This is a genomic window from Streptomyces sp. WMMC500, assembly GCF_027497195.1.
Classification (GTDB): domain Bacteria; phylum Actinomycetota; class Actinomycetes; order Streptomycetales; family Streptomycetaceae; genus Streptomyces.
In genome coordinates this window covers 5,718,531-5,741,609 of record NZ_CP114905.1, presented here as the reverse complement: position 1 = coordinate 5,741,609, position 23,079 = coordinate 5,718,531, and the positions used below count along the sequence as shown (strand labels likewise).

The 23,079-nt window shown below is 72.9% G+C and carries 25 protein-coding genes and 1 tRNA gene; 9 read left to right on the top strand and 17 right to left on the bottom strand.

Translation table 11 applies throughout. The features are described from left to right. Positions 1-28: 28 nt before the first annotated feature. The 5 genes from O7599_RS24770 to O7599_RS24750 form a co-directional block, all read right to left on the bottom strand. Positions 29-451 carry a (4Fe-4S)-binding protein gene (locus O7599_RS24770; protein ID WP_281617812.1) on the bottom strand — a complete coding sequence of 141 codons (423 nt, stop codon included), beginning with the start codon at positions 449-451 and terminating at the stop codon, positions 29-31. A 30-nt stretch (positions 452-481) separates the two neighbouring features. Then, positions 482-790, bottom strand: a complete 309-nt coding sequence (locus O7599_RS24765) for a GNAT family N-acetyltransferase (protein WP_281617811.1) — start codon at positions 788-790, stop codon at positions 482-484. A gap of 80 nt (positions 791-870) precedes the next feature. Further along, on the bottom strand, positions 871-1,245 hold the full coding sequence (locus O7599_RS24760) for a nuclear transport factor 2 family protein (protein WP_281617810.1): 375 nt from the start codon (positions 1,243-1,245) through the stop codon (positions 871-873). A gap of 40 nt (positions 1,246-1,285) precedes the next feature. Beyond that, entirely contained in the window at positions 1,286-2,002 is a 717-nt protein-coding gene (locus O7599_RS24755) for an SDR family oxidoreductase (protein WP_281617809.1), read from the bottom strand. A 185-nt stretch (positions 2,003-2,187) separates the two neighbouring features. Further along, complete coding sequence (locus O7599_RS24750) at positions 2,188-3,120, bottom strand: LysR family transcriptional regulator (RefSeq protein ID WP_281617808.1); 933 nt, start codon at positions 3,118-3,120, stop codon at positions 2,188-2,190. A gap of 154 nt (positions 3,121-3,274) precedes the next feature. Between O7599_RS24750 and O7599_RS24745 the strand changes: the two genes are divergently transcribed. Continuing rightward, complete coding sequence (locus O7599_RS24745; RefSeq protein WP_281617807.1) at positions 3,275-3,568, top strand: muconolactone Delta-isomerase family protein; 294 nt, start codon at positions 3,275-3,277, stop codon at positions 3,566-3,568. Between the two features lie 152 nt (positions 3,569-3,720). Then, positions 3,721-4,185 carry a MarR family transcriptional regulator gene (locus tag O7599_RS24740; RefSeq protein ID WP_281617806.1) on the top strand — a complete coding sequence of 155 codons (465 nt, stop codon included), beginning with the start codon at positions 3,721-3,723 and terminating at the stop codon, positions 4,183-4,185. 38 nt (positions 4,186-4,223) lie between these two features. Here O7599_RS24740 and O7599_RS24735 read toward each other — a convergent pair whose 3' ends face one another. The 4 genes from O7599_RS24735 to O7599_RS24720 are packed head-to-tail and all read right to left on the bottom strand — an operon-like array spanning position 4,224 to position 6,075. Beyond that, the gene (locus O7599_RS24735) at positions 4,224-4,511 is read right to left on the bottom strand and encodes a DUF6510 family protein (protein WP_281617805.1); all 288 of its coding nucleotides are present in this window, start codon (positions 4,509-4,511) and stop codon (positions 4,224-4,226) included. Between the two features lie 51 nt (positions 4,512-4,562). After that, positions 4,563-5,291 carry an FAD-binding oxidoreductase gene (locus tag O7599_RS24730; RefSeq protein WP_281617804.1) on the bottom strand — a complete coding sequence of 243 codons (729 nt, stop codon included), beginning with the start codon at positions 5,289-5,291 and terminating at the stop codon, positions 4,563-4,565. After that, positions 5,291-5,908, bottom strand: a complete 618-nt coding sequence (locus O7599_RS24725; RefSeq protein ID WP_281617803.1) for a sulfite oxidase-like oxidoreductase — start codon at positions 5,906-5,908, stop codon at positions 5,291-5,293. The genes O7599_RS24730 and O7599_RS24725 overlap by 1 nt, the downstream gene beginning before the upstream one ends. A gap of 5 nt (positions 5,909-5,913) precedes the next feature. Next, the gene (locus O7599_RS24720) at positions 5,914-6,075 is read right to left on the bottom strand and encodes a hypothetical protein (protein ID WP_281617802.1); all 162 of its coding nucleotides are present in this window, start codon (positions 6,073-6,075) and stop codon (positions 5,914-5,916) included. A 389-nt stretch (positions 6,076-6,464) separates the two neighbouring features. On the opposite strand from O7599_RS24720, the gene O7599_RS24715 reads away from it, so the two are divergent. The 3 genes from O7599_RS24715 (at position 6,465) to O7599_RS24705 (ending at position 9,919) form a co-directional block, all read left to right on the top strand. Then, positions 6,465-7,895, top strand: a complete 1,431-nt coding sequence (locus O7599_RS24715; RefSeq protein ID WP_281617801.1) for a serine/threonine-protein kinase — start codon at positions 6,465-6,467, stop codon at positions 7,893-7,895. A 563-nt stretch (positions 7,896-8,458) separates the two neighbouring features. Beyond that, positions 8,459-9,166 (top strand): restriction endonuclease, encoded by a 708-nt coding sequence (locus O7599_RS24710; RefSeq protein WP_281617800.1) that lies wholly within the window; start codon positions 8,459-8,461, stop codon positions 9,164-9,166. 123 nt (positions 9,167-9,289) lie between these two features. Next, positions 9,290-9,919: a DUF6461 domain-containing protein gene (locus O7599_RS24705; RefSeq protein WP_281617799.1), complete on the top strand. Its 630-nt coding sequence runs from the start codon at positions 9,290-9,292 to the stop codon at positions 9,917-9,919. Positions 9,920-10,048: 129 nt separating this feature from the next. Here O7599_RS24705 and O7599_RS24700 read toward each other — a convergent pair. From O7599_RS24700 to galU, 7 genes are all read right to left on the bottom strand, one after another. Continuing rightward, a tRNA-Ala gene (locus O7599_RS24700) sits at positions 10,049-10,122 on the bottom strand. A gap of 72 nt (positions 10,123-10,194) precedes the next feature. Then, positions 10,195-11,514: a gephyrin-like molybdotransferase receptor GlpR gene (gene glpR, locus O7599_RS24695; protein WP_348652563.1), complete on the bottom strand. Its 1,320-nt coding sequence runs from the start codon at positions 11,512-11,514 to the stop codon at positions 10,195-10,197. Between the two features lie 123 nt (positions 11,515-11,637). Next, entirely contained in the window at positions 11,638-12,216 is a 579-nt protein-coding gene (locus tag O7599_RS24690) for a GNAT family protein (protein WP_281617798.1), read from the bottom strand. Between the two features lie 35 nt (positions 12,217-12,251). Then, a complete protein-coding gene (locus tag O7599_RS24685; protein WP_281617797.1) occupies positions 12,252-12,785 on the bottom strand; it encodes a MogA/MoaB family molybdenum cofactor biosynthesis protein in 534 nt (177 codons plus the stop codon). Further along, entirely contained in the window at positions 12,782-13,273 is a 492-nt protein-coding gene (gene moaC / locus O7599_RS24680; protein WP_027770696.1) for a cyclic pyranopterin monophosphate synthase MoaC, read from the bottom strand. The genes O7599_RS24685 and moaC overlap by 4 nt, the downstream gene beginning before the upstream one ends. Positions 13,274-13,360: 87 nt before the next feature. Then, the gene (glp, locus tag O7599_RS24675) at positions 13,361-14,887 is read right to left on the bottom strand and encodes a gephyrin-like molybdotransferase Glp (RefSeq protein ID WP_281617796.1); all 1,527 of its coding nucleotides are present in this window, start codon (positions 14,885-14,887) and stop codon (positions 13,361-13,363) included. Beyond that, positions 14,884-15,792 (bottom strand): UTP--glucose-1-phosphate uridylyltransferase GalU, encoded by a 909-nt coding sequence (gene galU / locus O7599_RS24670; protein WP_281617795.1) that lies wholly within the window; start codon positions 15,790-15,792, stop codon positions 14,884-14,886. Before galU ends, glp begins: the two co-directional genes overlap by 4 nt. A 30-nt stretch (positions 15,793-15,822) precedes the next feature. Between galU and O7599_RS24665 the strand changes: the two genes are divergently transcribed. Beyond that, positions 15,823-16,569 carry a 5-formyltetrahydrofolate cyclo-ligase gene (locus O7599_RS24665; RefSeq protein WP_281617794.1) on the top strand — a complete coding sequence of 249 codons (747 nt, stop codon included), beginning with the start codon at positions 15,823-15,825 and terminating at the stop codon, positions 16,567-16,569. Positions 16,570-16,599: 30 nt separating this feature from the next. Here O7599_RS24665 and O7599_RS24660 read toward each other — a convergent pair whose 3' ends face one another. Then, a complete protein-coding gene (locus O7599_RS24660; protein WP_281617793.1) occupies positions 16,600-19,296 on the bottom strand; it encodes a penicillin acylase family protein in 2,697 nt (898 codons plus the stop codon). A gap of 157 nt (positions 19,297-19,453) precedes the next feature. On the opposite strand from O7599_RS24660, the gene O7599_RS24655 reads away from it, so the two are divergent. The 3 genes from O7599_RS24655 to O7599_RS24645 all read left to right on the top strand — a co-directional run bounded on the left by O7599_RS24655 (position 19,454) and on the right by O7599_RS24645 (position 23,059). Next, positions 19,454-20,956, top strand: coding sequence for a potassium/proton antiporter (locus O7599_RS24655; protein WP_281623499.1), 1,503 nt, complete (start codon positions 19,454-19,456; stop codon positions 20,954-20,956). Positions 20,957-21,282: 326 nt separating this feature from the next. Next, on the top strand, positions 21,283-22,611 hold the full coding sequence (locus O7599_RS24650; protein ID WP_281617792.1) for an MFS transporter: 1,329 nt from the start codon (positions 21,283-21,285) through the stop codon (positions 22,609-22,611). A 67-nt stretch (positions 22,612-22,678) separates the two neighbouring features. Beyond that, positions 22,679-23,059 (top strand): FmdB family zinc ribbon protein, encoded by a 381-nt coding sequence (locus tag O7599_RS24645; protein WP_281617791.1) that lies wholly within the window; start codon positions 22,679-22,681, stop codon positions 23,057-23,059. Positions 23,060-23,079: the final 20 nt, after the last annotated feature.

The window sequence follows — 23,079 nt, the reverse complement described above, 5'->3', positions numbered from 1 at the left end:
ACGGCGGTGCGCGTGAGGGCTGTGTGGGTCAGTCCGAGGGCTCCCGGCCGCAGGGCCCCGCGTGGTCGCAGTACGGCTGCAGACGGCTCTGCCCGCAGCCGCACAGGACGGCCCTGGTCTCCGTGCGCGGGCCTTCCGCCGTGTCCACGCTCACCTCGCCGCGCAGGACCAACTGACCGGCGGAGCCGCGGGTGATCTGGGTGGGCAGGTCCGGGGCCTCCGCCGCGCCGTCCACGAGTGCGTACTGCAGCGCACCCGAGGGACAGCGCCGCACCACTTCGGCCAGCCGCCCGGCCTCGGCGCCGTCCGGCCGGATCCACGGCCGCTCGTCCAGGTCGAAGACCTCCGGCAGCCCGCGGACACATTCGGCGGCGTGCAGGCAGCGCCTGGCCTCGAACGTCACGGTGACCGACCGGCCCTCGTACGCCTTCCGCTCGGTTCCCCGGCTCATACCGGCCTCCGTCTCCGCCATGCCCGCCGCTCAGTCACTGACGTTGCTGCGGGACTGGTACAGCAGGTCCCGGTACTCGGGGTGCCGCGCGATCCACCCCGCGAAGAACGGGCAGATGGCCAGCACCCGCAGGTTCGCCGCGCGCGCCTCGTCGAGGGCGGTGCGCACCAGCGCCGCGCCGATCCCCCTGCCCTCGTACGCCGGTGCGACCTCCGTGTGCACGAACGCGACGAGTTCTCCCGTACGGATGTAGTCCGCGAAGCCCGCGACCTTGGACTCTCCGTCCACCCGGGCTTCGTACCGATGGGCTTCGGGAGCGTCGGTCACTTCCACTGCCATGTGTCCTCCACGTGCCTACACATCTAGTTGATGCATCATCTACATTAGGCGTCGATCGTTGAATCGTCAATCAGTTGGGGTCACGCCAGGTGGGACACCTGGTAGTGGGCGATGGCCCAGCCGCGGTCCGTCTGCTGGAGCAGGATGCCGAGGTTGACGGTGAGGGTGGGGCGGTCGGTGAAGGAGAAGTCGACGGTGAGGTAACCGAGGATCAGGTTGCCGGCCGGGCGCCGGGTCTCCAGGACGCGGTAGTCGGCCCGCAGGCCGAGGGGCTGCGCGTCGTAGTAGGCGGCGATGCCGGGGCGGCCGACGGTGTAGGGGTGCAGGCCCTGGAAGACGGCGTCCTCGGTGAAGTGGGCCGCGACCCGGTCGGGCTGGTGCCGGTCGACGGCGTCCTTCCAGCCGTCGAGGACACCGCGCAGGATCTTCTCGTCGTCCGTGGTGGTGTGGCGCACGGCGGTTCTCCCGGAGGTCGGTGGGACGTGGCGGTCGGGTTCAGTGGCCGGCGCTCATGCCGCCGTCCACGTGCAGGATCTCGCCGGTGCTGAAGGGCGCGTTCTCCAGGTAGAGGACGGCGTCGACGATGTCGGAGATCTCACCCATGCGGCCGACGGGGTGGAGGCCGTCGAGGAACTGGTGGGTCTCGGGGGCGTGCATCGGGGTTCGGATGGTGCCGGGGGAGACGGCGTTGGCGCGGATGCCGCGGGTGGCGTACTCGATGGCGAGGGACTTGGTGGCCGACTGCAGGCCGCCCTTGGTCAGCGAGGCAAGCACGGACGGGACCCGGGCGTCGGCGTTGTCGACGAGGCTGGTGGTGACGTTGACGATGTGGCCGGCGCCCTGCGTGAGCATCTGGCCGGCGGCGAGCTGGGTGAGGCGGAAGAACCCGGTCAGGTTCACGCCGAGCGTGGCGGCGTAGTCCTCTTCGGTGTAGTCGGTGAACGGCTTGGCGACGAAGATCCCGGCGTTGTTGACCAGGGTGTCGATCCGGCCGAAGCGTTCGACGGCGGCGGAGACCAGGCGGTCGGCGGTGGTCGGGTCGGCGATGTCGCCCGGGACGGTCAGCACGCCCGCGTCGTCGGCGGGGGCGATGGTGCGCGAGGTGGCGACGACGGCGTGGCCGAGCTTGCGGTAGGCGTCGACCAGGCCGGCGCCGATGCCCTGCGAGGCTCCGGTGATGACGGCGACCTTCCGTTTTATAGTCATGCTCATGACATCTCTCCTGGTGTGCGGGCGAGCACGGGTACGCGCTCGGGGGGTGGATTCCTCGACCTCGGCTGCGGCCGCCGGTCGACTCCTCGACAGTAGGCAGCACGCTTCGCGCCGGGCAACGCCGAACCGGCCCCGGCCCGGGACCGGTTTCCTCCCTGTTGGAAGGCCCAGGCTTCCAGCGCCGGTCAGCCCCTCCGTCCGGGCCCCTGCCCGTACGGGTCACCGGCCGGCAGCCAGACGCCGGGCTCCCGCAGTCCGAGATCGCCGACGCCGTCGCAGAGCGCGTCGACCACCGCGAGCACGCCGGGACGCTCCTCGTCCGCGCGCCGCACCAGTGACCACGTCCAGTACACCCGCGGTTCCGTCACCGGGCGGTGGACCAGATCGGGAGGGAGCGCGGCGGCCTGGCCCTTCGGCGAGTTAAGGACCGGACGGCCGATGCGCCTGACGTGGTCGAAGAACGCCGGACCGGTCACCCCGCCGTCCGAGATCCGCTCCACCGGGGCGCCCGTGTCCTCGGACAGCGCCTGCGCGTAGTCGTTCCACGACGACCAGGAAGTGGCGTCCGCGTCCAGCAGCACGACGGTGTCCCGGGCGTGCACCGGATCCGTACCGCTCCCCGGCGACACGGCGAAGAGCCGGTCGGCGCCGACCAGACGCGCCGCCAGACCGAGCCGCTCCAGGTCCTCCTCGCGGACCCAGCACACCGCCAGGTCGAGGCTGCCGTCCGCGACCCGGGACGCCTGGGTGTGGGACGGCGCGACCCACGCGTCCACGTGGACCCTCGCCGCTCCTGCGGTACGGGCGGCGAGATCGGGCGGCAGCCAGTTGACGTACCCGAGGCGGACCGGCTGTGAACCCGACAATCGCGCCGCCCGGGCCTTGAGGTCGTCCGCCCGGTCCAGCAGGGACCGCACGTGCGGCAGCAGCGCCGTGCCCGCCGGGGTCAGCGCCACCGAACGCCGGTCGCGCTCGAACAGCACCACCCCCAGGTCCCGCTCCAGCGCCTTGATCTGCTGGGACAGCGACGGACCGGCGATCAGCAGCCGGGCGGCCGCCCGGCCGAAGTTCAGCTCCTCGGCAACCGCGACGAAGTACCGCAACTGGCGAAGCTCCACGCCTCGATGCTACGGCGCCGGTAGGAGGCTCAGCCTCTCACCAGGGAGCACACCGGTCGTGGCGCCGCCCTCGTCGTCCGGCGCACGATGAGATCATGGCCCCGCCCGAGACCGGGTGGGGGCCGCCGCAGATCTCCGAAGAGAGCACAGGACCATGAACGAGTACCTGGTCGAGATCACCACCGCCATTCCCGACGGCACCGCCCCCGAAGAGGTCGACCGCCGCCGCTCCGCCGAGGCTGCCCGAGCCCGCGAACTCGCCGCCGACGGCCGCCTGGCACGCCTGTGGCGACCGGTCGGAGAACGGCGCAGCATCGGCATCTGGCGCGCCACCGACGAGGACGATCTCCGTGACAACGTCCTCGGGACCCTGCCGCTGAGCCCGTGGATGACCGTTACGGTCACCGCACTCGAACCCCATCCCAACGACCCCGGCCCGAGCTCCTGACCACCGGCCGGCAACGCGGACGCGGCCGAGCCGCAGGCGGGGCGGCCGGAGCCGGCCCGCCGGGCGGCACCTCCGCGACCGGCCGCGGGCCGTGGGAATCCGCCGCGTCCGGAGGATGGAGGAGCTCTCCACGTGCTCGCTACGCTCCCTCCATGGACGCGACGCCTCGCTGGCTGACCTCGGAGCAGTCGGCCGCCTGGGACAGCTTCATCCGCATGCAGGAGAAGCTCATCGGACGGCTCTCCCGCCGCGTCCAGGCCGACTCGGGGATGTCCGCCTCCGACTACCTCGTGCTGGTCAAACTCACCGAAGCCGGCGGGCGGATGCGCTTCATGGAACTGGTGAAGCTGGTGGAGTGGGAGAAGAGCCGCATGTCCCACCAGGTCGGACGGATGCGGAAGCGCGGCCTTGTGGCCAGGGAGGAATGTCCCGACGACGGGCGCGGAGCGTTCATCGTCGCCACCCCGGACGGCTACAGGGCGATCGAGGACGCCGCGCCCATGCACGTCGACCACGTGCGCCGGCTGTTCATCGACGCCCTCACCCGGGAGGAACTCGACACCCTCACCCGGATCTCGAACCGCGTCCTGTCACACATGGAGAAGCAGCCCGACTGACCACCTGGCCTGCGCCGGCGCCGGCCGGGCGGAATCGGTCAGGGGGACGGGGCGGGCAGGTCGAACCGGAACAGGCCCTGGCCGTTGCCGAGCTGGAGCCACAGGTGGCCGGGCCGGGTGACGGCCCGCAGGGCGAGCTGCTCGCAGCCCGGGCACCGCGCGGTCATGCCCGGTTCCGGACCGTAGACGTGGAGTTCGCCGACCGTCGACGGCAGCCGGCAGGCCGGGCAGACACGCAGGGCGGTGGTGGGGTCGAGCGCGAAGACCTGGGCGAGCGGCCCGGCGAGAGCATTGCCGTCGAGGCGGTGGGGCGGGGGCTGGTTCACGGTGCTCCTTGGGGGTCGGACCCGGTACGGAAACGGGGTGAGGGCGGGCGGTCAGCCGAACCGCTCGGTGCGGATCCGGTCCCGGGGATACCCGGCGTCCTGGAGCAGGTCGGCGACGTGCTCGACGAAGCCGGTCGGCCCGCACACGTAGCAGTGGGCCGCACCCGGCGCGGGCAGGTCCGCCAGATCGTCCGCGGTCACCCGCCCGGGCCGCCGCGCGTGGCCGGCCGGGGCCCGGCGGGTGTAGAGGAGGCGGATGTCCTCCGGGTGGCCGGGTTCGGTGAGGTCCTTCGCGTACCAGACCTCGTCCGGACCGCGTACGGAGTACAGGAGGACGCACGGCTCCGGGTCGGCTGCCGCCGCCCGCCGGGCCCGGAGCATCGCCACGAGCGGGACCACCCCGCAGCCGCCGCCGAACAGCAGCAGCGGACCCGGCCCGGGCGGCGTCCACACGAACCAGCCGCCCAGCGGGCCCTTGATCTCGACCTCCGCGCCGACGGGCAGCGCGTCGGCCAGGTACGGCGACACCTCGCCGTCCGCCGCCTCCTGCACGCCCAGCTCGATGACGTCGCCGTCGGCGGGTGCGGCCAGCGAGTAGCTGCGGACGGCCTGGTAGCCGTCGTCGGCGGTCAGCCGGACGTCGACGTGCTGGCCCGGCCGGTGCCCGGGCCAGCCGGGCAGCTCGAAGCGCAGCGTGCGTCCGGTGGCGGTCTGGTCGTCGCGGGCCGCGAGCCGCGCCACGCGCCAGCCGGCCCGGGCAGGTGCGCCGGCGGCCGGCATCAGTCGCTCCAGTAGCGCTGTTCGCGCCAGGGGTCGCCGTAGTTGTGGTAGCCGGCGGTCTCCCAGAAGCCCGGTTCGTCCTGCAGCGTCAGCCGCAGTCCCTTGACCCATTTCGCCGACTTCCAGAAGTACAGGTGCGGGATCACCAGCCGGGCCGGGCCGCCGTGGTCGGGGGCGAGGGGGTAGCCGTCGAAGGTGTGCGCCAGCCACGCCTTGCCGCCGGTGACGTCCTTCAGGGGGAGGTTGGCGGTGTAGCCGTCGAAGGACTCGGCGACGACGTAGTCGGCCGTGGTCCCGACCTCCTCGACGAAGGCGTCGAGGAGGACGTCGAGCGAGACGCCCCGCCAGCGGGTGTCGAACTTGGACCAGCGGGTGACGCAGTGGATGTCGACGACGGGCTCCTCCTGCGGGAGCGCCGTCATCTCCGCCCACGTCCAGCTCCGGGACTCGCCCGTCTCACCGGTGACGGTGAAGGACCACCGGTCCTCCGGCACGCGCGGGGTGGGCCCGGCGGACAGCACGGGGAAGGACTCCGTGGGGTACTGACCCGGGGGCAGCCGTTCGGCGAACGCCTGCCCGCCGCCGCGGCCCCGGAACCCCGGGGACAGACCGCTCACGGCGCTCACTCCTCTCGCTGGAAGTCGACCTCGGCCCGTTCGGCGTCGAGGTCGGCCTGCGCCTGGGCGTAGAGGTCGGCGACGAACAGGCTGGCAGCGTCAGGCGGAATTTCCGGGTGGAGGGACAGCAGGCGACGCGTCCACTCCCTGTGCAGCTCTTCGTCCATGAGGGCCTCCTTTACGGACCGGCGCCCGGCCGGCGGGGAGAAGGGGTCGGGTCCCGCGGCCTCCCACGCGGGCCGGGTCCCCCTCCGGTGCGCGAGGCCACCCCAGGTCAGGGCACGTAAGCCCACCTGCACTCCCCCATCCATGATCCTCCGGGACGATGCGCCCGCAAGTCGACGCGCTCGGGACCCGGGACGTACCCCCGTCCAGCGCTCCGTCCGACGCCGTCCGACCCGGACGGGAAACGCGCTCGGGGCGGATGGCCGGCGGGGGGGGCGTGGTCCTGCGGCGGCGCCCCGGCGGGCACTACGCTGCGGCCGGGCCCGAGAGGGGGAGGCCGTCGGCCGTGACCGGGTCTGGCCCAGGGCGCGAGGGGAGAAGGGGGCGTCGGGTGTCGGAGACGGGGCTGCAGGGGGTCGTCCTCGACGGCCGTTACGAGCTGGCCGAACCGCTCGATGCCGGCGCGGTGGGGGAGATGTGGCGGGCCCGCGACCGCACCCAGGGGGGCGAGGTGGCCGTGCAGTTACTGCCTCCGCCCGAGCCGGCGGCAGTGGCAGACGGGGCAGAGGAGCGGGCCCGCTTCGAGCAGGTGGCGCGTCGACTGGCCGGGCTGGACAGCCCGCACCTGGCGGCCGTCGTCGGCCACGGGACCACCGAGCTCGCCGGCCGGACCGGTAGGGGTTACCTGGCGTTGGCACCGCTGCGCGGCCGCTCGCTGGGGCAGGTGCTGCGTGAACCCGGCGGCATCGACTGGCGCCGGGCGCTGGCCTGGGCGGAGCAGATATGCCGCGGGCTGGCCGCGGCCCATGCCGTCGGGCTGGCCCACGGCGCTCTCCAGCCCGCCGGTGTGCTGATCGACAACGCCAACGACGACGAGGGCAGCGAGCACGGCAGGGTGACCGTGCTGGACACCGCCCTGGCGGAGTGCACCGGCGCCGACCTCCCGCCCGCCGAGGCCGACGCCGGGCACGTCGGGGCCGTGGCGTACCTTGCGCCGGAGTGCGGCACCGCGGCACCGGCCGGCGCGCCCGCCGACGTGTACGCGATCGGGTGCCTGCTGTACGAGATGCTCGCCGGCCGCCCGCCGTACGCCGGAACCGTGGCCGAGGTACTGGAGCAGCATCAGCAGAGCCTGCCGCTGCGGCCCAGCCGCGCGGTGCACACGGTGCCCGAGGCAGTGGACGACCTGGTGTTCACCCTGATGGCCCGGCAACCGGCCGACCGGCCCGCACACGCCGGGCAGGCCGCGGCGGCCATCGCCGCGCTGCGCGCAAAGCCCCCGGCACCGCGGGCCGATGTCGTCGACCTACTGCATGCGGACACCGTCGAGCCGGCCGAAGGGCAGGAGGCAGGAGAGGACGCCGAGGTGATGCCGGCGCCGCCCGCTACAGCCTCCGCCGCGCCACCGGCCACGGCAGCGCAGGTACGTCGAGCCGACCGCCGGCGGCGAATGCTGGGGGTGACCGGGGCGGTGCTGGTGGTGGCCAGTGGTGTGCTGGGGTATCTGACGCTGACCGCCTACGACCGGGCCGAGGTGCTCGACTCGGTCCAGCGCGCGACCGAGGACCTCAACTACGGCGGGCTGAACGACGAGGGCCTCACCGTTGAGGAGGCAGCCGAACAGGCGCTGGACCGCGAGAGCGGCTGGCTGCGGCTACGGACCTCTGACCCGTACAGCACAGTCTTCAGCGGCTGGGAGTCTGACGCTGCGGCCTTCGAGGTCACCAATCTGCTCGGGCAGCACCCGGTGTGCATGCGCGTGGCCACGGTTCCCGCCCCCGCGTTCGTCGCGAGCTACAGCCCCGGCCGCTGCGGAGAGTGACAAGCCCCAGGTCTGCCTGCATTTTCGAACAGACCTCAGATTTGGCCACCCGGCAAAGTCTTGTTCTGACCGTTGGCCGAAAGGAATTCGATTACTCGTGGTGCCGGAGTTGACCGAGTTGACGATCCGTCAGGCCATCCTGGACGTTTACGCAGCTCAGCAGCCCCGAAGACGTGCCGGTCGAACAAGCCGCAGCCGGCACCTCCCCCATGGCTCTTTCCGTTTCCCGGACCGGCTTTCCCCTGTCCCGCCGACCGGGAATTGTCAGTGCCGGTTGCTAGACACATTTCCCAGGAAGGGCCGCACCGGGCGGCCGGTCATTGACGGGAATGGGGAGAGCGGATGTCTCAGGGAAATCGCGTACCGGAGGGTTTCGTCCACGTCAGGTCGCATCTACGCCGGAAGCCGACGGGCCGGGCCGGTCGCGGCATGCTGAGCGGCTGGACCATCGCCGCTCTGGTCGCGGGAGTGTGGCTGTGGGGGCAGGTCTTCGGGTTCGGTGGCGCTGAGGCGGAGGGACCGCCTCCGTCGGAGACGTCGGTATCCGAGTCGGCGGACCGTTGATGGCCGCTCGCCGGCTGCGCTTGCGCAGGCCCCGCGGTGGTCGTGAACTGCTCGCCGCCTGTGTCGTGTTCGTGGCGGTCATGGTGGCGGCGGTCCAGCAGGCTTCGGCCGCGCTCCACTCCCTGGTCCGCGGCTGGCCGGTGCTGGTCGCCGCAGCCATCGGTACCGCGGCGTACGGGATCTGGCGAACTCGGCGCACAGCCCGAGCCCGGCGGATACGCGCCGCGATGGTCGCCAAGCTGCGCATCCCACTCACAGACCTGGACACCATGGGCGACAAGGCTTTTGAGTTCGCACTTCGGGACCTGCTGATTCGCGACGGCTGGACCGCTCGCGTCGTCGGCCGGAAGGGCGACCAGGCCGCCGACGTCATCGGCGACCACGAACGGCGAGGCCGGATCGTGCTCCAGGCCAAGCACACCCGCGTCGGGAACAAGGTCGGCTCTTCGGTGATGTACCAAGTGAAGGGCACCGCCCGCCCGGTACACCGTGCGGACAACGCGGTCGTCGTCACCAACGCGGACTTCACCCGCGACGCCAAAGTCTGGGGCGACCGACACCGCATCCACTGGACGAACCGGGACCGGCTGCAGGCATGGGCCGAACTCGGGACGCCGCTACACGACGTTCTCCATCTGCCGGAGAGGCGGAAGCGACGTCGCAGGAGACGAGGAGAGGCACCAAGACCACAACCCAGCACCGGATGAACCCAGACGAAGCCGGAACACCGTTTCCGAGGGCTACGAAGGACCCGTTCGCGAAGCGATCGTTCCCCCGCGGCTTGTTCGGCTAGGTTGCAGCGTGAGTTGTCGGCTGCGGGGAGGGCGGACGTGGCGAGCGGGCTGCGGTGGATAGCGACCGCGTACGACCTCGGCTACACCTTCACGCTGTGTGAGGGCATCGAGCCACGGGAGTTGCTGGGCCGGATGGGCGCGGAGCCGCGGCACATTCACGAGCTGACCAACGATGCGGTCGCTGAGCTCCAGATGTGGCCGGAGGACGGCCACCTGGGTGACCTGGAGTTTCTCGACTGGGAAGACGAGGCGTGGGTGGCGCGGCTCACGGAGGCGGGATTCCTCTCCCACCCGGAGGTGCTCGTCCGCGCCGGCAGCGTCCCCGGCTGGGCCTATGCCATCGAGGACATCTCCAGCCGCGCCCCCGCCTACCTGACGGCGTTGTCGCGCGGCACGCGCGCGTACACGGTGTTCCGCGGCGTCAACGGCGAGCACCAGGTCGGCTACGCACGTGACGGCCAGGTGCTGGCCTACTACGAACCGGGGCTGCCGCATCTGGGAGGCGTGGGTGCACGGGAGGGGGTGCCGGGCTTCGTCTACTCCGGCCAGGAACTCCCCGACGTCGCCTTCCTGCGCTTCCTCGAGGACGAGTACGGGATCTACATCGCTTGGGAGGACACCCAGGCCCCGCTGCCCACCGCGGCCTTCGCACGGGCCACCTACTGATCTCCCCCGGCGTCCCGCAGCGATGAACCGTAATCGTCGACGTCAGCACACCCAGAACTCGACGGACCCGGAGACGGCGAAATCCCGCCCGATCGGGGATCGGACGGGATCTCGTCAACGCCTCTGGAGTGGACCTGTGGGGATTTGAACCCCAGACCCCCTCGATGCGAACGAGGTGCGCTACCGGACTGCGCTACAGGCCCTCACAACGGAAGGAACCTTAGCATCCCGGGTCGCTGGCCAGGAAATCGGTTCCTGCCGCCGGGAGGAGCGCGCTACTCGTTGGCGGCGCGGCGGCGGGGTGGGTCGGCGTACTGGTCGAAGAGAGGGGTGCGGTTGGTGGGGCGGGGGCGGCGGGGTGGGGATTCGGGGTCGGCAGGCGGGTCTGCCGGGTCGGGGGGCGCGGGGGTGGTTTCCGGCTGCGGTTTGTGGGGTTCCGCGGTGCTGGAGCGGGCCGAGCTCCAGGTGTCCGGGGCGTCGAAGTCCAGGCCCCGGGTGGCGCGGGGGGCCACGGGGGCCGTGACGTACGTGGGCAGCGGGACCGGTACGGGGTCCCAGCCGGCGTCGGCCGGGCGGTCGCGTTCGCGCTGCTGGTCGACCCACTCGGCGTGGTCGGTCTGCTCCACCAGCGCCCTGCGGTCCGCCTCGTACGCCGCCGCCGGGGCGTCGAACGGGGCGGTGGCGGACGGGTCGCCGGCGTCGTCTTCGGCCCCCTCCCCGTCGTCTCCGTCGCGGGTGTCGTCGGCGTTGTCGTGGGTCCGGCGGGGGGAGGCTTCGCGGTCCTCGCGCAGGCGGCGGGCCGCCGCCTCGCCGCGTGCCTGGTCCGCGGTGAAGGTGCGGCGGTGGCGCTCCTGGGTGCGTACGCGGACGACGTACGCGGTGAGCAGCAGCCCCGGGACGACGACGGCCCACAGGAAGCGCGGGCCGCCCACCGAGGCCGCCACGGCGCCCGCGGTCAGGGCCACGAACAGCATCGTCAGCGTGCGCCTCCGGCGCGCGAGCACCCGTGCCCGCGCCCGGCGCTCAGGGGTGTACGGGGACGGCTGGTTGCGCGCGGGGGCGGGTTCGGCTCCGGCCGCGGGGGCGGGGTCGCCTTCCGGGGCGTGCGGGCTCGCGGTCACGCCCGGCTGCGCGTCGGTACGCCCCGCCGGAGCCGCCTCCGGCTCCTCCTCCACCCTTGCCTGCGCCGCCGCCCCCGGGCGCGCCACCGGCGCCGCCGGGGTCTCCTGGCGGGTACGGCGCGGGCGCGGGGCGGCGGCGCGGGGGTCGGTCACGGGCACGGCAGCGGCCCGGACGTCCACCACGCCGCCTGCGGCGGGTGCGGCGTCCGGGCTCTCGTCGGCGCCTCCGGCGTCCTCCTCCGAGCCGGAGGAGGGGCCCGAGGCCGAGGCCGGCGGGCCGGAGCCGGAGTCGGCGCCGTCCCGGCCCTGGGTACGGTCCGCCCCACCCCGTCCGGTCAGCAGCCGGATGGCGGTGCTGAAGCGTTCCGTCGGACGGGCTTCGTTCAGCTCGTCCTGCCTACGGAGCCACATCGGCACCAAGTAGGCGGCCCAGGCCCCGACGATCATTGCGTAGATGAGGCCGCTGCTGCTCACGCCTTACACGGTAGAGGCCGCGGCGACAGCGCATGGGCCAATTGGCTCGGTGTGTCGCACCATCTGGCTGATATCTCGACCTTTTCTTCTGACTTTTTACGCCCGGACTATCGAATCTTTGTTTTATTTCTCCGAGTGGCGAAGCCCACGCCACCGGTTGACGAGCCCCTCCGGAACTTCCTCGGTGGTCAGCACGTACACCAGGTGGTCGCGCCAGGCCCCGTCGATGTGCAGGTAGCGCGGGCGCACGCCCTCTTCCCGAAAGCCCAGCTTTTCCACCACCCGACGGCTCGGCATGTTCTCCGGACGGATGCAGACCTCGATGCGGTGCAGCCCCACAGTCCGGAAACAGTGGTCCACCGCGAGCGCCACCGACGTCGGCATCACGCCCCGGCCCGCGTAATCCCGGTCGATCCAGTAACCGACGTGCCCGGAACGCATCGAGCCCCACGTGATGCCCGCCACGGTCAACTGCCCGCACAGCGTGCCCTGGTATTCGATGACGAAGGGCAGCATCCGCCCCGCGCTCGCCTCGCTGCGCAGGTGCCGGACCATCTGCCGGAAGGTGGGGCGGCGGGTGTGCGGGGTGCCCGGGGGCGGGGGTGGGATGGTGGCCTCCCAGGGGCGCAGCCAGTCGCGGTTGCGCTGGTTGATCTCCCGCCAGACGCGCTGGTCGCGCGCGCGGATGGGGCGGAGGGTCACGGGCCCCTCCGCCAGCACCGCGGGCCAGGACGCGCTCAGTGGGCACCGCCGGGGTGTCTGGACCCGCCGTCCGCGTCCCCGGCCGGGCCGTCGTCGCCGCGCGCGTGGTCGCCGCCGTGCACCTGGTCGACCGCGTGCGGCAGCAGCCGCGCCAGCACCGCGAGCCCGTCGCGTACGCCCCCGGACGAGCCCGGCAGGTTCACGATGACCGTACGGCCCGCGACCCCGGCGAGGCCGCGGGAGAGCGCGGCGGTGGGCACCTTCGCGTATCCGTGCGCCCTGATCGCCTCCGGTACGCCCGGCAGTTGGCGGTCCAGCACCCGCGCAGTCATCTCCGGGGTGCGGTCGGTCGGCGAGACGCCCGTGCCGCCGGTGGTCAGGACCACGTCGTAGCCGGCGGCGACCGCCTCGCGCAGCACCGCCTCCACGGGCTCGCCGTCCGGCACCACCCGCGGGCCTTCCGCGGCGAAGCCCATCTCCGTCAGGCCCGCGACGAGCAGCGGGCCGCCCGTGTCCGCGTACACCCCGGCCGCCGCGCGGTTGGACACCGTGACCGCCAGGGCCCTCATGACCGGCTCCAGTCGCCGGACTTGCCGCCGGTCTTCGTCTCGACCCGCACGTCCGTGATGACCGCCGCCTTGTCGACGGCCTTGACCATGTCGACCACCGTGAGCGCCGCCACCGACACCGCGGTCAGCGCCTCCATCTCCACGCCGGTGCGGTCCGTGGTGCGCACGGTCGCCGCGATCTCCACCGCGTCGTCCGCGACGCCGAGGTCGACGGTGACGCCGGACAGCGCCAGCGGATGGCAGAGGGGGATCAGGTCGGGGGTGCGTTTGGCGCCCATGATGCCGGCGAGGCGGGCGGTGGCCAGGGCGTCGCCCTTGGGCAGCGTCTCGCCGGGCGCGGTGCCGCGGAGCAGTTCGACGACGCGCGGCGAGACGAGGACGCGCCCGGAGGCGCGGGCGGTGCGCGCGGTGACGTCCTTGGCGGAGACGTCGACCATGCGGGCGGCGCCCGTGTCGTCGAGGTGGGTCAGGCGGCTTGGCTGGCTCATGGCGTGGAGCTCCCGGGGTGAATGCGCGCGGAGCCACCGTACCTCCACGGCCTGCCGTTCGGCTCCGCGCGTTTCCCGGTCCGCCGCTCAGTCGAGGAGGACGACGTCCACGGGCGACCCCGGCGCCACCTCCGTGGTCTCCTCGGGCACGACGACGAGCGCGTTCGCACGGGCCAGTGCGGCGATGAGGTGTGAGCCGGCGCCGCCCACGGGGGTGACCTCACCGGCGTCGGGGTGCGTGCCGCCGCCGGCCGGCTCGTCCGCGTACCGGCCGCGGAGGTACTGCCGGCGGCCCGGCGGCGAACTCAGCGGCTCGTCGCCGGCCAGGCGCGCCCGCACCACCGGGCGGTGCTCCGGCTCCACGCCCATCAGTCTGCGGATCACGGGCCGTACGAACATCTCGAAGGAGATGTACGCACTCACCGGGTTCCCCGGGAGCGCGAACAGCGGGGTGCGGTCCGCGCCGATACGGCCGAAGCCCTGCGGCTTGCCCGGCTGCATGGCCAGCCGCCGGAACTCCACCCCGCCGCCCGCCTCGCCGTCCAGCTCGGCCAGGGCCTCCTTGACCACGTCGTACGCCCCGACGCTGACGCCCCCGCTGGTGACCAGCGCGTCCGCGCGGATGAGCTGGTCCTCGACGGTCGCGCGCAGGGTCTCGGCGTCGTCGGCGACGGCGCCCACGCGGTACGCGATGGCGCCCGCGTCGCGGGCGGCGGCGGTCAGCGCGTAGCTGTTGGAGTCGTGGATACGTCCCGGGGCGAGCTGTTCGCCCGGGGGCACCAACTCGCTGCCGGTGGACAGCACGACGACCCGCGGGCGCGGGCGGACCCGCACCGTGCCGCGGCCGATGGCCGCGAGCAGCCCGATCTGCGCCGGGCCGAGCAGCGTGCCGGCGGGCAGCACCAGGTCGCCGGCGACGACGTCGCTGCCGCGGGTGCGGACGTGCCGGCCGGTGTCGGCGGGGGCGTAGATCCGCACCTCGCCGCCGGCGCCCGCGGGGGACTCGCTGTGCGGGCGCATGGCGTCGACCCGGCCGCGGCCCGTGCCGCCGTCGGTCCACTCCACGGGGACGACGGCCTGCGTGCCGGGCGGCAGCGGGGCGCCGGTCATGATGCGGGCGGCCTCGCCCGCGCCGACGTGCGGCAACTCACCGCCGCCGCCCGCCGGGACGTCGCCGATGACGCGCAGGACGGCCGGGAACTCGTCGCTCGCGCGCTCCACGTCGACGGTGCGCACGGCGTACCCGTCCATGGAGCTGTTGTCGAACGGCGGGAGGGCGACGGCCGCGGTGACGTCCTCGACGAGGACGCAGCCCTGGGCGTCGAGCAACTGCATCTCCAGCGGCTCCAACGGGCGGACCTGCCGCAGTATGTCGTCCAGGTGCTCCTCGACGGACCACACCCCGGAGGGCCGGCGCCCCTGCCGGGCGTCGCCGGCCTCCGGGTCCCCGGCGCCCGTCTCCGGCGCGCCGGACTCCGGCTCCCCGGCAGCCGGCTCCCCGGTCTCCGGTTCCACCGTCTCGGGTTTTTCGGCCGCCGGTTCTCCGGGCTCCTGCATGCCGGTCGCCGGCTCCTGCTCCCCCGCTTCCGTCGCGCCCTTCACCGCCTCGCTCAATCCGCCATCTCCTCCGCGACGTACTTCCGCAGCCACGCGCGCAGGTCGGCGCCGAGGTCCTCACGCTCGCACGCGAGGCGGACGATGGCCCGGAGGTAGTCGCTGCGGTCGCCCGTGTCGTACCGCCGGCCCTTGAACACCACGCCGTACACCGGGCTCGCCAGCGCCTCGTCCGTCGCCAGCCGCTGCAGCGCGTCGGTGAGCTGGATCTCGTTCCCCCGGCCGGGCTCCGTCGTGCGCAGCACGTCGAAGATCGCGGCGTCGAGGACATAGCGGCCGATCACCGCGTAGTTGCTGGGCGCGTCCGCGACCGCGGGCTTCTCGACGAGGTCGGTGACGCGCACGACGTCGCTGTCCGCGGTGGTCTCCACCGCCGCGCAGCCGTAGAGGTGGATCTGCTCCGGGTCGACCTCCATCAGCGCGATGACGCTGCCGCCGTGGTCGGCCTGGGCGCGCACCATGCGGGCCAGCAGCGGATCGCGCGGGTCGATGAGGTCGTCGCCGAGGAGGACGGCGAACGGCTGGTCGCCGACGTGCTCGGCGGCGCACAGCACCGCGTGGCCGAGGCCGCGGGGGTCACCCTGGCGGACGTAGTGGATGTTGGCCAGGTCGTTGGACTCCGCGACCTTGGCCAGGCGCGCCTCGTCGCCCTTCTTGCGCAGGGCCTCTTCCAGCTCGTGGTTGCGGTCGAAGTGGTCTTCGAGCGGGCGCTTGTTCCGCCCGGTGATCATGAGGACGTCGGTGAGTCCGGCCGAGACGGCCTCCTCGACGACGTACTGGATCGCGGGCTTGTCGACGACGGGCAGCATCTCCTTGGGCGTCGCCTTGGTCGCCGGCAGGAAGCGAGTGCCGAGGCCGGCGGCCGGGATGACAGCCTTGGTGATCCGAGTACGCGAAGAATCCATGTTCAGCACCATAAGGGTAGGTACGGACAAGTGGGCAGCGACCAGGCCAGAAAGGCGGCGTTGCGCCGCACCCTACTCGCCGCGCGGGCCGCCGTGCCGCCGGGTGAGGCCGCGTCGGCGGGGCGGCGGCTGGCCCGGCGGGCGCTGGAGCTGCCGGAGCTGGCGGAGGCGCGGACGGTGGCGGCGTACGTGTCGGTGGGGCGCGAGCCGGCCACGCGCGAACTGCTGGAGGCGCTGCGGGAGCGGGGGACGGCGGTGCTGCTGCCGGTGCTGCTCGCGGACGACGACCTGGACTGGGCGGAGTACGAGGGTCCCGACACGCTGCGGGCCGCCCGGCGCGGGCTGCTGGAGCCGGCCGGGCCGCGGCTCGGGCCGGCGGCGGTGCGGACGGCGGAGGCGGTGCTGCTGCCGGGGCTGGCGGTCGACGGCCGGGGGCTGCGGCTGGGGCGGGGCGGCGGTTCGTACGACCGGGTGCTGGCGCGGCTGGCGGGGGGCGGGGGCGGCGCGGAGGACCCGGGGGGCACAGGCGGTTCGGGCAGTTCGGGCGGGGAGGCCGGGACTGGGGGCGCGGGCCTCCGGCGTACGGGCGCGGGCGGCCGGCGTACGGGCGCGGAGACCGGCGTGTCCCCCGCCGGCGCGCCGTCCGCCGCCGGGCCCGCCCTCGTCGTGCTCCTCTACGACGGCGAAGTCCTCGACCACGTGCCCGCCGAGCCCCACGACCGCCCCGTGACCGCCGCCGTCACGCCCTCCGCGGTGCACCGCTTCCCGCGGCCGTAGCGCCCGGCCACCGGCATCCCCCGGTATGCCTCACGGCGACAGCGTCATCGTGTCCTCCGCGGCGTCCTCCACCGCCTTGTCGGAGAACGGCCACTCGTACAGCTCGCCCTTCGCCCACGCCGTGGTCTGGTCCGTGTAGTTCGGGTGGAAGGCGTGCCCCGAGGCGCCGGAGAGGTTGACCCAGCCCGAGGCGTCGAGGTCCGCCAGGTCCACCACCATCCGCATGGACGGCACCCACAGCACGTCGTATCCGCCGGCCGCGTTCCAGCCGGTGGCGTTGACGGCGGCCTCGCCGCCGCTGAGGTTCCACGGGCCGCGGTTGAGCACCCACTGCACGATGCCCGGACCGTCGGTGCCCAGCGTCTGGTTGCGCAGCATCAGCCGGTGTAGCCGGCCCCAGGACCAGGTGTCGATGTCCTTGCCCAGCTCGGCGGTCAGCTCCCAGCGGGCGTCGTTCATGGCGTGCTCGAACAGCTCGTCGCGGTTCCCGTCGAGGGACTCCCCGCGGCTGTCGGTGGTCGTCCACCAGCGGTTGTCCTCGTCCTTGAGGATGCTCCGTACGACCTCGAACCACCGGTCACCGCCGTCCGGCTGGGCGGCGTCCGCGTCGCGCTCGCCGCACTCGCGCACGGTGGCGGGCCCGTCGGGGTCGGCCGCCGGGTTGGCGGGCGGCACCTGGAGGCACTCGCCGTCCGGGCGCAGCTCCTTGGGCATCTTGTCGCCGAAGGCGAGCTTGAGGATGTTGCGCCAGACGGCGTTGAAGTACGCGGCGGCGGAGGAGTCGGTGTCCTGGCTGTAGTCCCAGTCCTTCAGCAGGTCCTGGGCCTCGCGCACCATCGGGTCATCGATCTCGATGTCCAGCAGCAGCGGCGTGAGGAGTTCGGCGATCTCGCTGTGGTTGTCGAGCTGCATGGTGCGCATGTCGTCAGGGGAGATCTTCCCGCCGTCCTTGATCTTCTCCTCGATGAGGTCGGAGATGCGCTGGCTGCGGGTGCCGTAGCCGGGGTCGGTGGTCAGCAGATACGGGTAGTCGTTCTCGTCGACGACGGCCTGGTTGGCGGTGACGACGTAGCCGCGGTCGGGGTTGAGCTCCCAGGGCAGTGAGTCGAAGGGGACGTAGCCGTCCCAGGAGTACGCCGGGTCCCAGCCGGGGGCGGGCAGGCTGCCGTCGCCGCCGGCGCGCTGCGGGATCCTGCCGGGCGCCTGGTAGCCGATGTTGCCGTCGGTGTCGGCGTAGACGAGGTTCTGCGAGGGCACGGCGAAGTCGCGGGCCGCGTCGCGGAACTCATCGAAGTCCGCGGCTCTGTTGATGCCGAAGACGGCGTCCATGGTGCTGGACGGCTCCAGGGCGGTCCAGCGCAGCGAGACGGCGTACCCGTCGCCCCGGTCGGGCGCGGAGTTGCCCACGGGGGCTTCTTTGCCGACCTCGGCCATCTCGTCGCTGCGGTCGGAGACCACGGGCCCGTTGCGCGTGGTGCGTACGGTGATGCGCTTGTCCTCGCCGTCCGCGACCTTGATCAGCTCCTCCCGGGTGCCGAACTCGCGCGACTCGCCGTCGTAGAGATAGCCGTCGTCCTCGACCTTCTCCAGATACAGGTCGGCGACGTCGGCGCCCAGGTTGGTCAGGCCCCAGGAGATGTCGGCGTTGTGACCTATGACCACGCCGGGCATGCCGGAGAAGGAGAAGCCGCTGACCTCGTAGGGGCAGTCGTCGCTGACTCTCGTGCACTGCAGACCCATCTGGTACCAGACCGAGGGGAGCTGCGCGGACAGGTGCGGGTCGTTGGCGAGGAGCGGCTTCTCGGTGGTGGTCAGGTCGCCGGAGACCACCCAGGAGTTGGAGCCGATGCCGCTGCCGCTGGGACCGAGGAGGGCGGGGATGTCGTCCATGGTCTTCGCCAGCGAGCCCATCTGGCTGCTGAGGCCCGCGGTGGCGGCACTGTACGTGCTCTGCGCCCCTCCCGCACTCTGCGGTTCGTAGCCGTCGGCGGTCGCGGAGCCGCCTTCCACGATCGGCTTGTTGCGCTCGTACGGGTAGGGCGGGTACAGGTCGGCGATCTCGCCCTCGTCGAAGCGCTGGGAGAGCAGCGAGCGGTCGATCTCGTCCTCGACGTTGGCCCGCAGGTCCCACGCCATCGCCTTCAGCCAGGCGACGGAGTCGACGGGGCTCCACTTCTCCGGCTCGTAGTCGTTGACGAACCCCAGGGCGGCGTACTCCACGGACAGACCGGAGCCGCTGTGGTCCGCGAGGTAGGCGTTGACCCCGTCGGCGTAGGCCCGCAGGTACTTCTTGGTCTCCGCCGACAGCTCCTCGTCGTACTCCTTCTGCGCCACCTGCCGCCAGCCCAGCGTGCGCAGGAACTCGTCGGTCTCGACCTGCTCCGCGCCGAACATCTCCGACAGCCGGCCCGACGTCATGTGGCGGCGGACGTCCATCTCCCAGAAGCGGTCCTGCGCGTGTACGAAGCCCTGCGCCCTGAAGAGGTCCTCGGCGGTGTCCCCGTACAGTGTCGGCACCCCGCGGGCATCGCGCTTGACCGTGACCGGCGAGGCCAGACCGCTCAGTTTGAGCGAACCGGTGGTCTGCGGGAAGGAGTCGCGCACCGTGCTGACGGTCCAGAACGCGGCGGCGCCCACGCCCAGCACGAGCACGGTGGCGAGACCGATCGCGACGTAGATGAGGCGGCGCCTCTTGCCTGCCGTGCGGCCGTTCTCGTTGAGGGGCATGCCTGTCCTTCTGGAGCCAGCGGAGCACTTGCTGGAGCAACCTTAGGCGTCCGGTCAAGGGACTCCGTACGGCCCCTGTGCTCTCCCCAGAAGCAGCAGGCGGACGCTCCCTCCGGGTAAATTCTCCGTCAAGGCAGAAAAGACGAGAGGGAGAAAGCTGTCAGTCGAGGAACTCAACAAGCTCGCGCTCGTCGCCGCCCTGGTTCTGCTGGTCGCGGTCGCGGCGGTCCGCCTCGCGTCCCGCAGCGGCCTGCCCAGCCTTCTGCTGTACATGGGCATCGGCGTCCTCGTCGGCGAGGACGGACTGTTCGGCTACGGCTTCGACGACGCGGAGCTCACCCAGGTCCTCGGCTACGCGGCCCTCGCGCTGATCCTCGCCGAGGGCGGCCTCGGCACGAAGTGGAGTGACATCAGACCCGCGCTGCCCGCGGCGGCCGTCCTGTCCACGGCCGGCGTCGCGGTCAGCGTCGGCGTCACGGCGACCGGGGCGCACTACCTCGTCGGTCTGGAGTGGAAGCAGGCGCTCATCATGGGCGCCGTCGTGTCCTCCACGGACGCCGCCGCGGTGTTCTCCGTGCTGCGCAAGGTGCCCCTGCCGCGCCGGGTCAACGGCGTGATGGAGGCCGAGTCGGGGTTCAACGACGCCCCCGTGGTCATCCTGGTCGTCGCCTTCTCCACCACGGGGCACATCGAGAGCTGGTACGTCCTCCTCGGCGAGATCCTGCTGGAGCTGGCCATCGGGGCGGCGCTGGGGCTGGCGATCGGGTGGCTGGGCTCCTTCGCGCTGCGGCACGTGGCCCTGCCGGCCTCCGGCCTCTACCCGATCGCGGTGATGGCCCTCGCCATCGTCGCGTACGCCGTGGGCTCCCTGGCGCACGGCAGCGGCTTCCTGGCGGTCTATCTGGCGGCGATGGTCCTGGGCAACGCGAAACTGCCGCACTGGTCGGCCACCCGCGGCTTCGCCGACGGGGTGGGCTGGCTGGCCCAGATCGGGATGTTCGTGCTGCTCGGGCTGCTGGTGACGCCGCACGAGCTGGGCGACGACATCATGCCGGCGGTGGTCATCGGGCTGGTGCTGACCATGGTGGCGCGGCCGGCGTCGGTGATCGTGAGCCTGCTGCCGTTCCGCATCCCGTGGCGGGAACAGGCGCTGATGTCGTGGGCCGGGCTGCGCGGCGCGGTGCCCATCGTGCTGGCGACGATCCCGATGGTGAACGACGTCCCCGACTCCGGCCGCGTGTTCAACATCGTCTTCGTGCTCGTCATCGTCTACACGATGGTGCAGGGGCCGACGCTGCCGATGGTGGCGCGCTGGCTGCGGCTCGGCGACGGCGACGCGGCGTACGACCTGGGCATCGAGTCGGCGCCGCTGGAGCGGGTGCGGGGGCACCTGCTGTCGCTGTCGGTGCCGGAGCGTTCCCGGATGCACGGGGTGGAGGTCGGCGAGCTGCGGCTGCCGCCGGGGGCGGCGGTGACGCTCGTGGTGCGGGACGGGGCGAGCTTCGTGCCGGCGCCGACGGACATCCTGCGGCGGGGGGACGAGTTGCTGGTGGTGGCGACGGACGAGGTGCGCGACGCGGCGGAGCAGCGGCTGCGGGACGTGGGGCGGGGCGGCAAGCTGGCGCGCTGGCTGGCGACGAACGAGCGAGGGGCGCGGTAGGGCGGCCCGGGACTGCCGTCTGCCACCGGCCTGCCGCCGGTCTTCGGTGGCGGGGCGGCGTTCGGTAGGGTCGGCGTGGAATTCGTACGAACAGATGTCTCTGTCTGATGCAGGGTCGGCGCGCCTGACGGGCGCGCACAGCGGACGGCCCTCGGTGCGTGCCGGCCGGCTCGCTTCCCGCCCGGTCCCGGGCGGGGCGGGCCCGCGCGAGCCGCGCGGTCGGCGCACTACCAGGCAGCAGGAAGGACCGGGCCGTGTCGCGCCCGCCTCACCCTTCGCCTTCGGGATCTCCCTCCGGTACGCCGATCGATCCGGCCGGTACGCCCATGGATCCGGCTTCCGGCCCGTCGGGTACGCCCCCTGGCCGCGCCGGTGCGCGGCCCGGCTACCTTCAGTTGTTGCGTACGCCCGGGGCGCGGAGCTTCGTCCTCCCCGGCTTCGCCGCGCGGCAGCCGTTCGCGATGCTGACCATGAGCATCGTGCTGCTGGTGGAGCACACGTCCGGCTCGTACAGCCTGGCCGGCACGGTGGCGGCCGCGGCGGGTCTGTCCATGGCGCTGTGCGCGCCCGTCAGCGGCAAGCTCACGGACCGCTACGGGCAGCCGGCGGTCCTGCTGCCGAGCGTGCTGCTGCACGCCGCCGCGGTGGCCCTGCTGAGCGTGCTCGCGCTGGCGGGCGCGCCGGGGTGGGCGCTGGTGGCCGCGGCGGTCCCGACGGGCGCCTCCATACCCCAGATCGGGCCGATGGTGCGGGCCCGCTGGTCGCATCTCTTCGCCGCCGGGCCGGATCCGCGCACCCCGTTGCAGCACACGGCGACGGCGTTCGAGTCGGTGACGGACGAGTTCACGTTCGTCGTCGGGCCGGTGCTCGCCGCGGCGCTGTGCACGGGGGTGCACCCGTCGGCGGGCCTGGTGGCCGAGGGGGTGCTGACGCTGGCCGGCGGGCTGCTGTTCGCCGCTCAGCGGCGGACCGCGCCGCCGGTGGTGCGCACCGGCCGCGGGGACCTGCCCCGCGGACGGCGGGCTTCCGCGCTGCGGGCACCGGCGCTGCCGGTGCTGGTCGCGGCGTTCTTCGGCGTCGGGGCGGTCTTCGGTGGCATGCAGGTGTCGCTGACCGCGTTCAGCGAGGCGATCGGCCGCCCCGGTCTGAGCGGGGTCCTGTACGGGGTCTTCGCCGCCGGCAACATGCTCGCCGGCGTGGCCATCGGCGTGATCCACTGGCGCGGCCCGGCGCAGCGGCGCCTGCTCGTCGCGTACCCGCTGCTGGTCGCCACCACCTCAGGGCTCTGGGCGGTCGCGGGGCTGGAGTCCGCGGCGGCGCTCGGCGGCCTCGGCCTCGCGGTCGGCGTGTGCATCGCGCCCGCGCTGATCACGGGCTTCACCCTGGCGGACGCGCTGGTGCCCCGACAGGCGCGTACGGAAGCGTTCACGTGGCTGTCGGGCGCCGTCGCGCTGGGGCAGGCCGCGGCGACGACGGCGGCGGGCCGGCTGGCCGACGGCGCGGGCGCCCACGCCGGGTTCCTCGTACCGCTGGCCGCGACCGCGCTCGCGTGCGCCACCCTGCTGCTGCTCCGGGCGCGCCTGCGGGCCGCGGAGAGCCACGGGACGATCACGGTCCGTGGCGGTGGGCGCCCGGTTCCCGCGTCGGTGGACTGACGGGCGGGAATGCTGCATGATGAAGCGTCGTTAGCACTCAACAGTTGAGAGTGCCAGGAGGAAGCACGTGCCGACCTACCAGTACCAGTGCACCGAGTGCGGCGAGGGCCTCGAAGCGGTGCAGAAGTTCACCGACGACGCGCTGACGGTGTGCCCCGCCTGCCAGGGGCGGCTGCGCAAGGTGTTCTCCGCGGTCGGCGTGGTCTTCAAGGGCTCCGGTTTCTACCGGACGGACAGCCGCAGCGGCTCGGCTTCGGGCGGGTCGGGTTCCGGCGGGTCCGGGTCGGGGTCGAGTGAGAAGAAGGGGTCCGAGTCGTCGACTTCGTCGTCCTCGTCTTCTTCCTCCTCCTCTTCGGGCTCCTCGGATTCTTCGTCTTCCTCCTCCTCGTCGTCTTCGTCGGGTTCCTCGTCGTCGTCCAAGTCGCCCAGCGGTACGTCGGCGGCCTGAAGAACGCCGCGCCGGCCGCA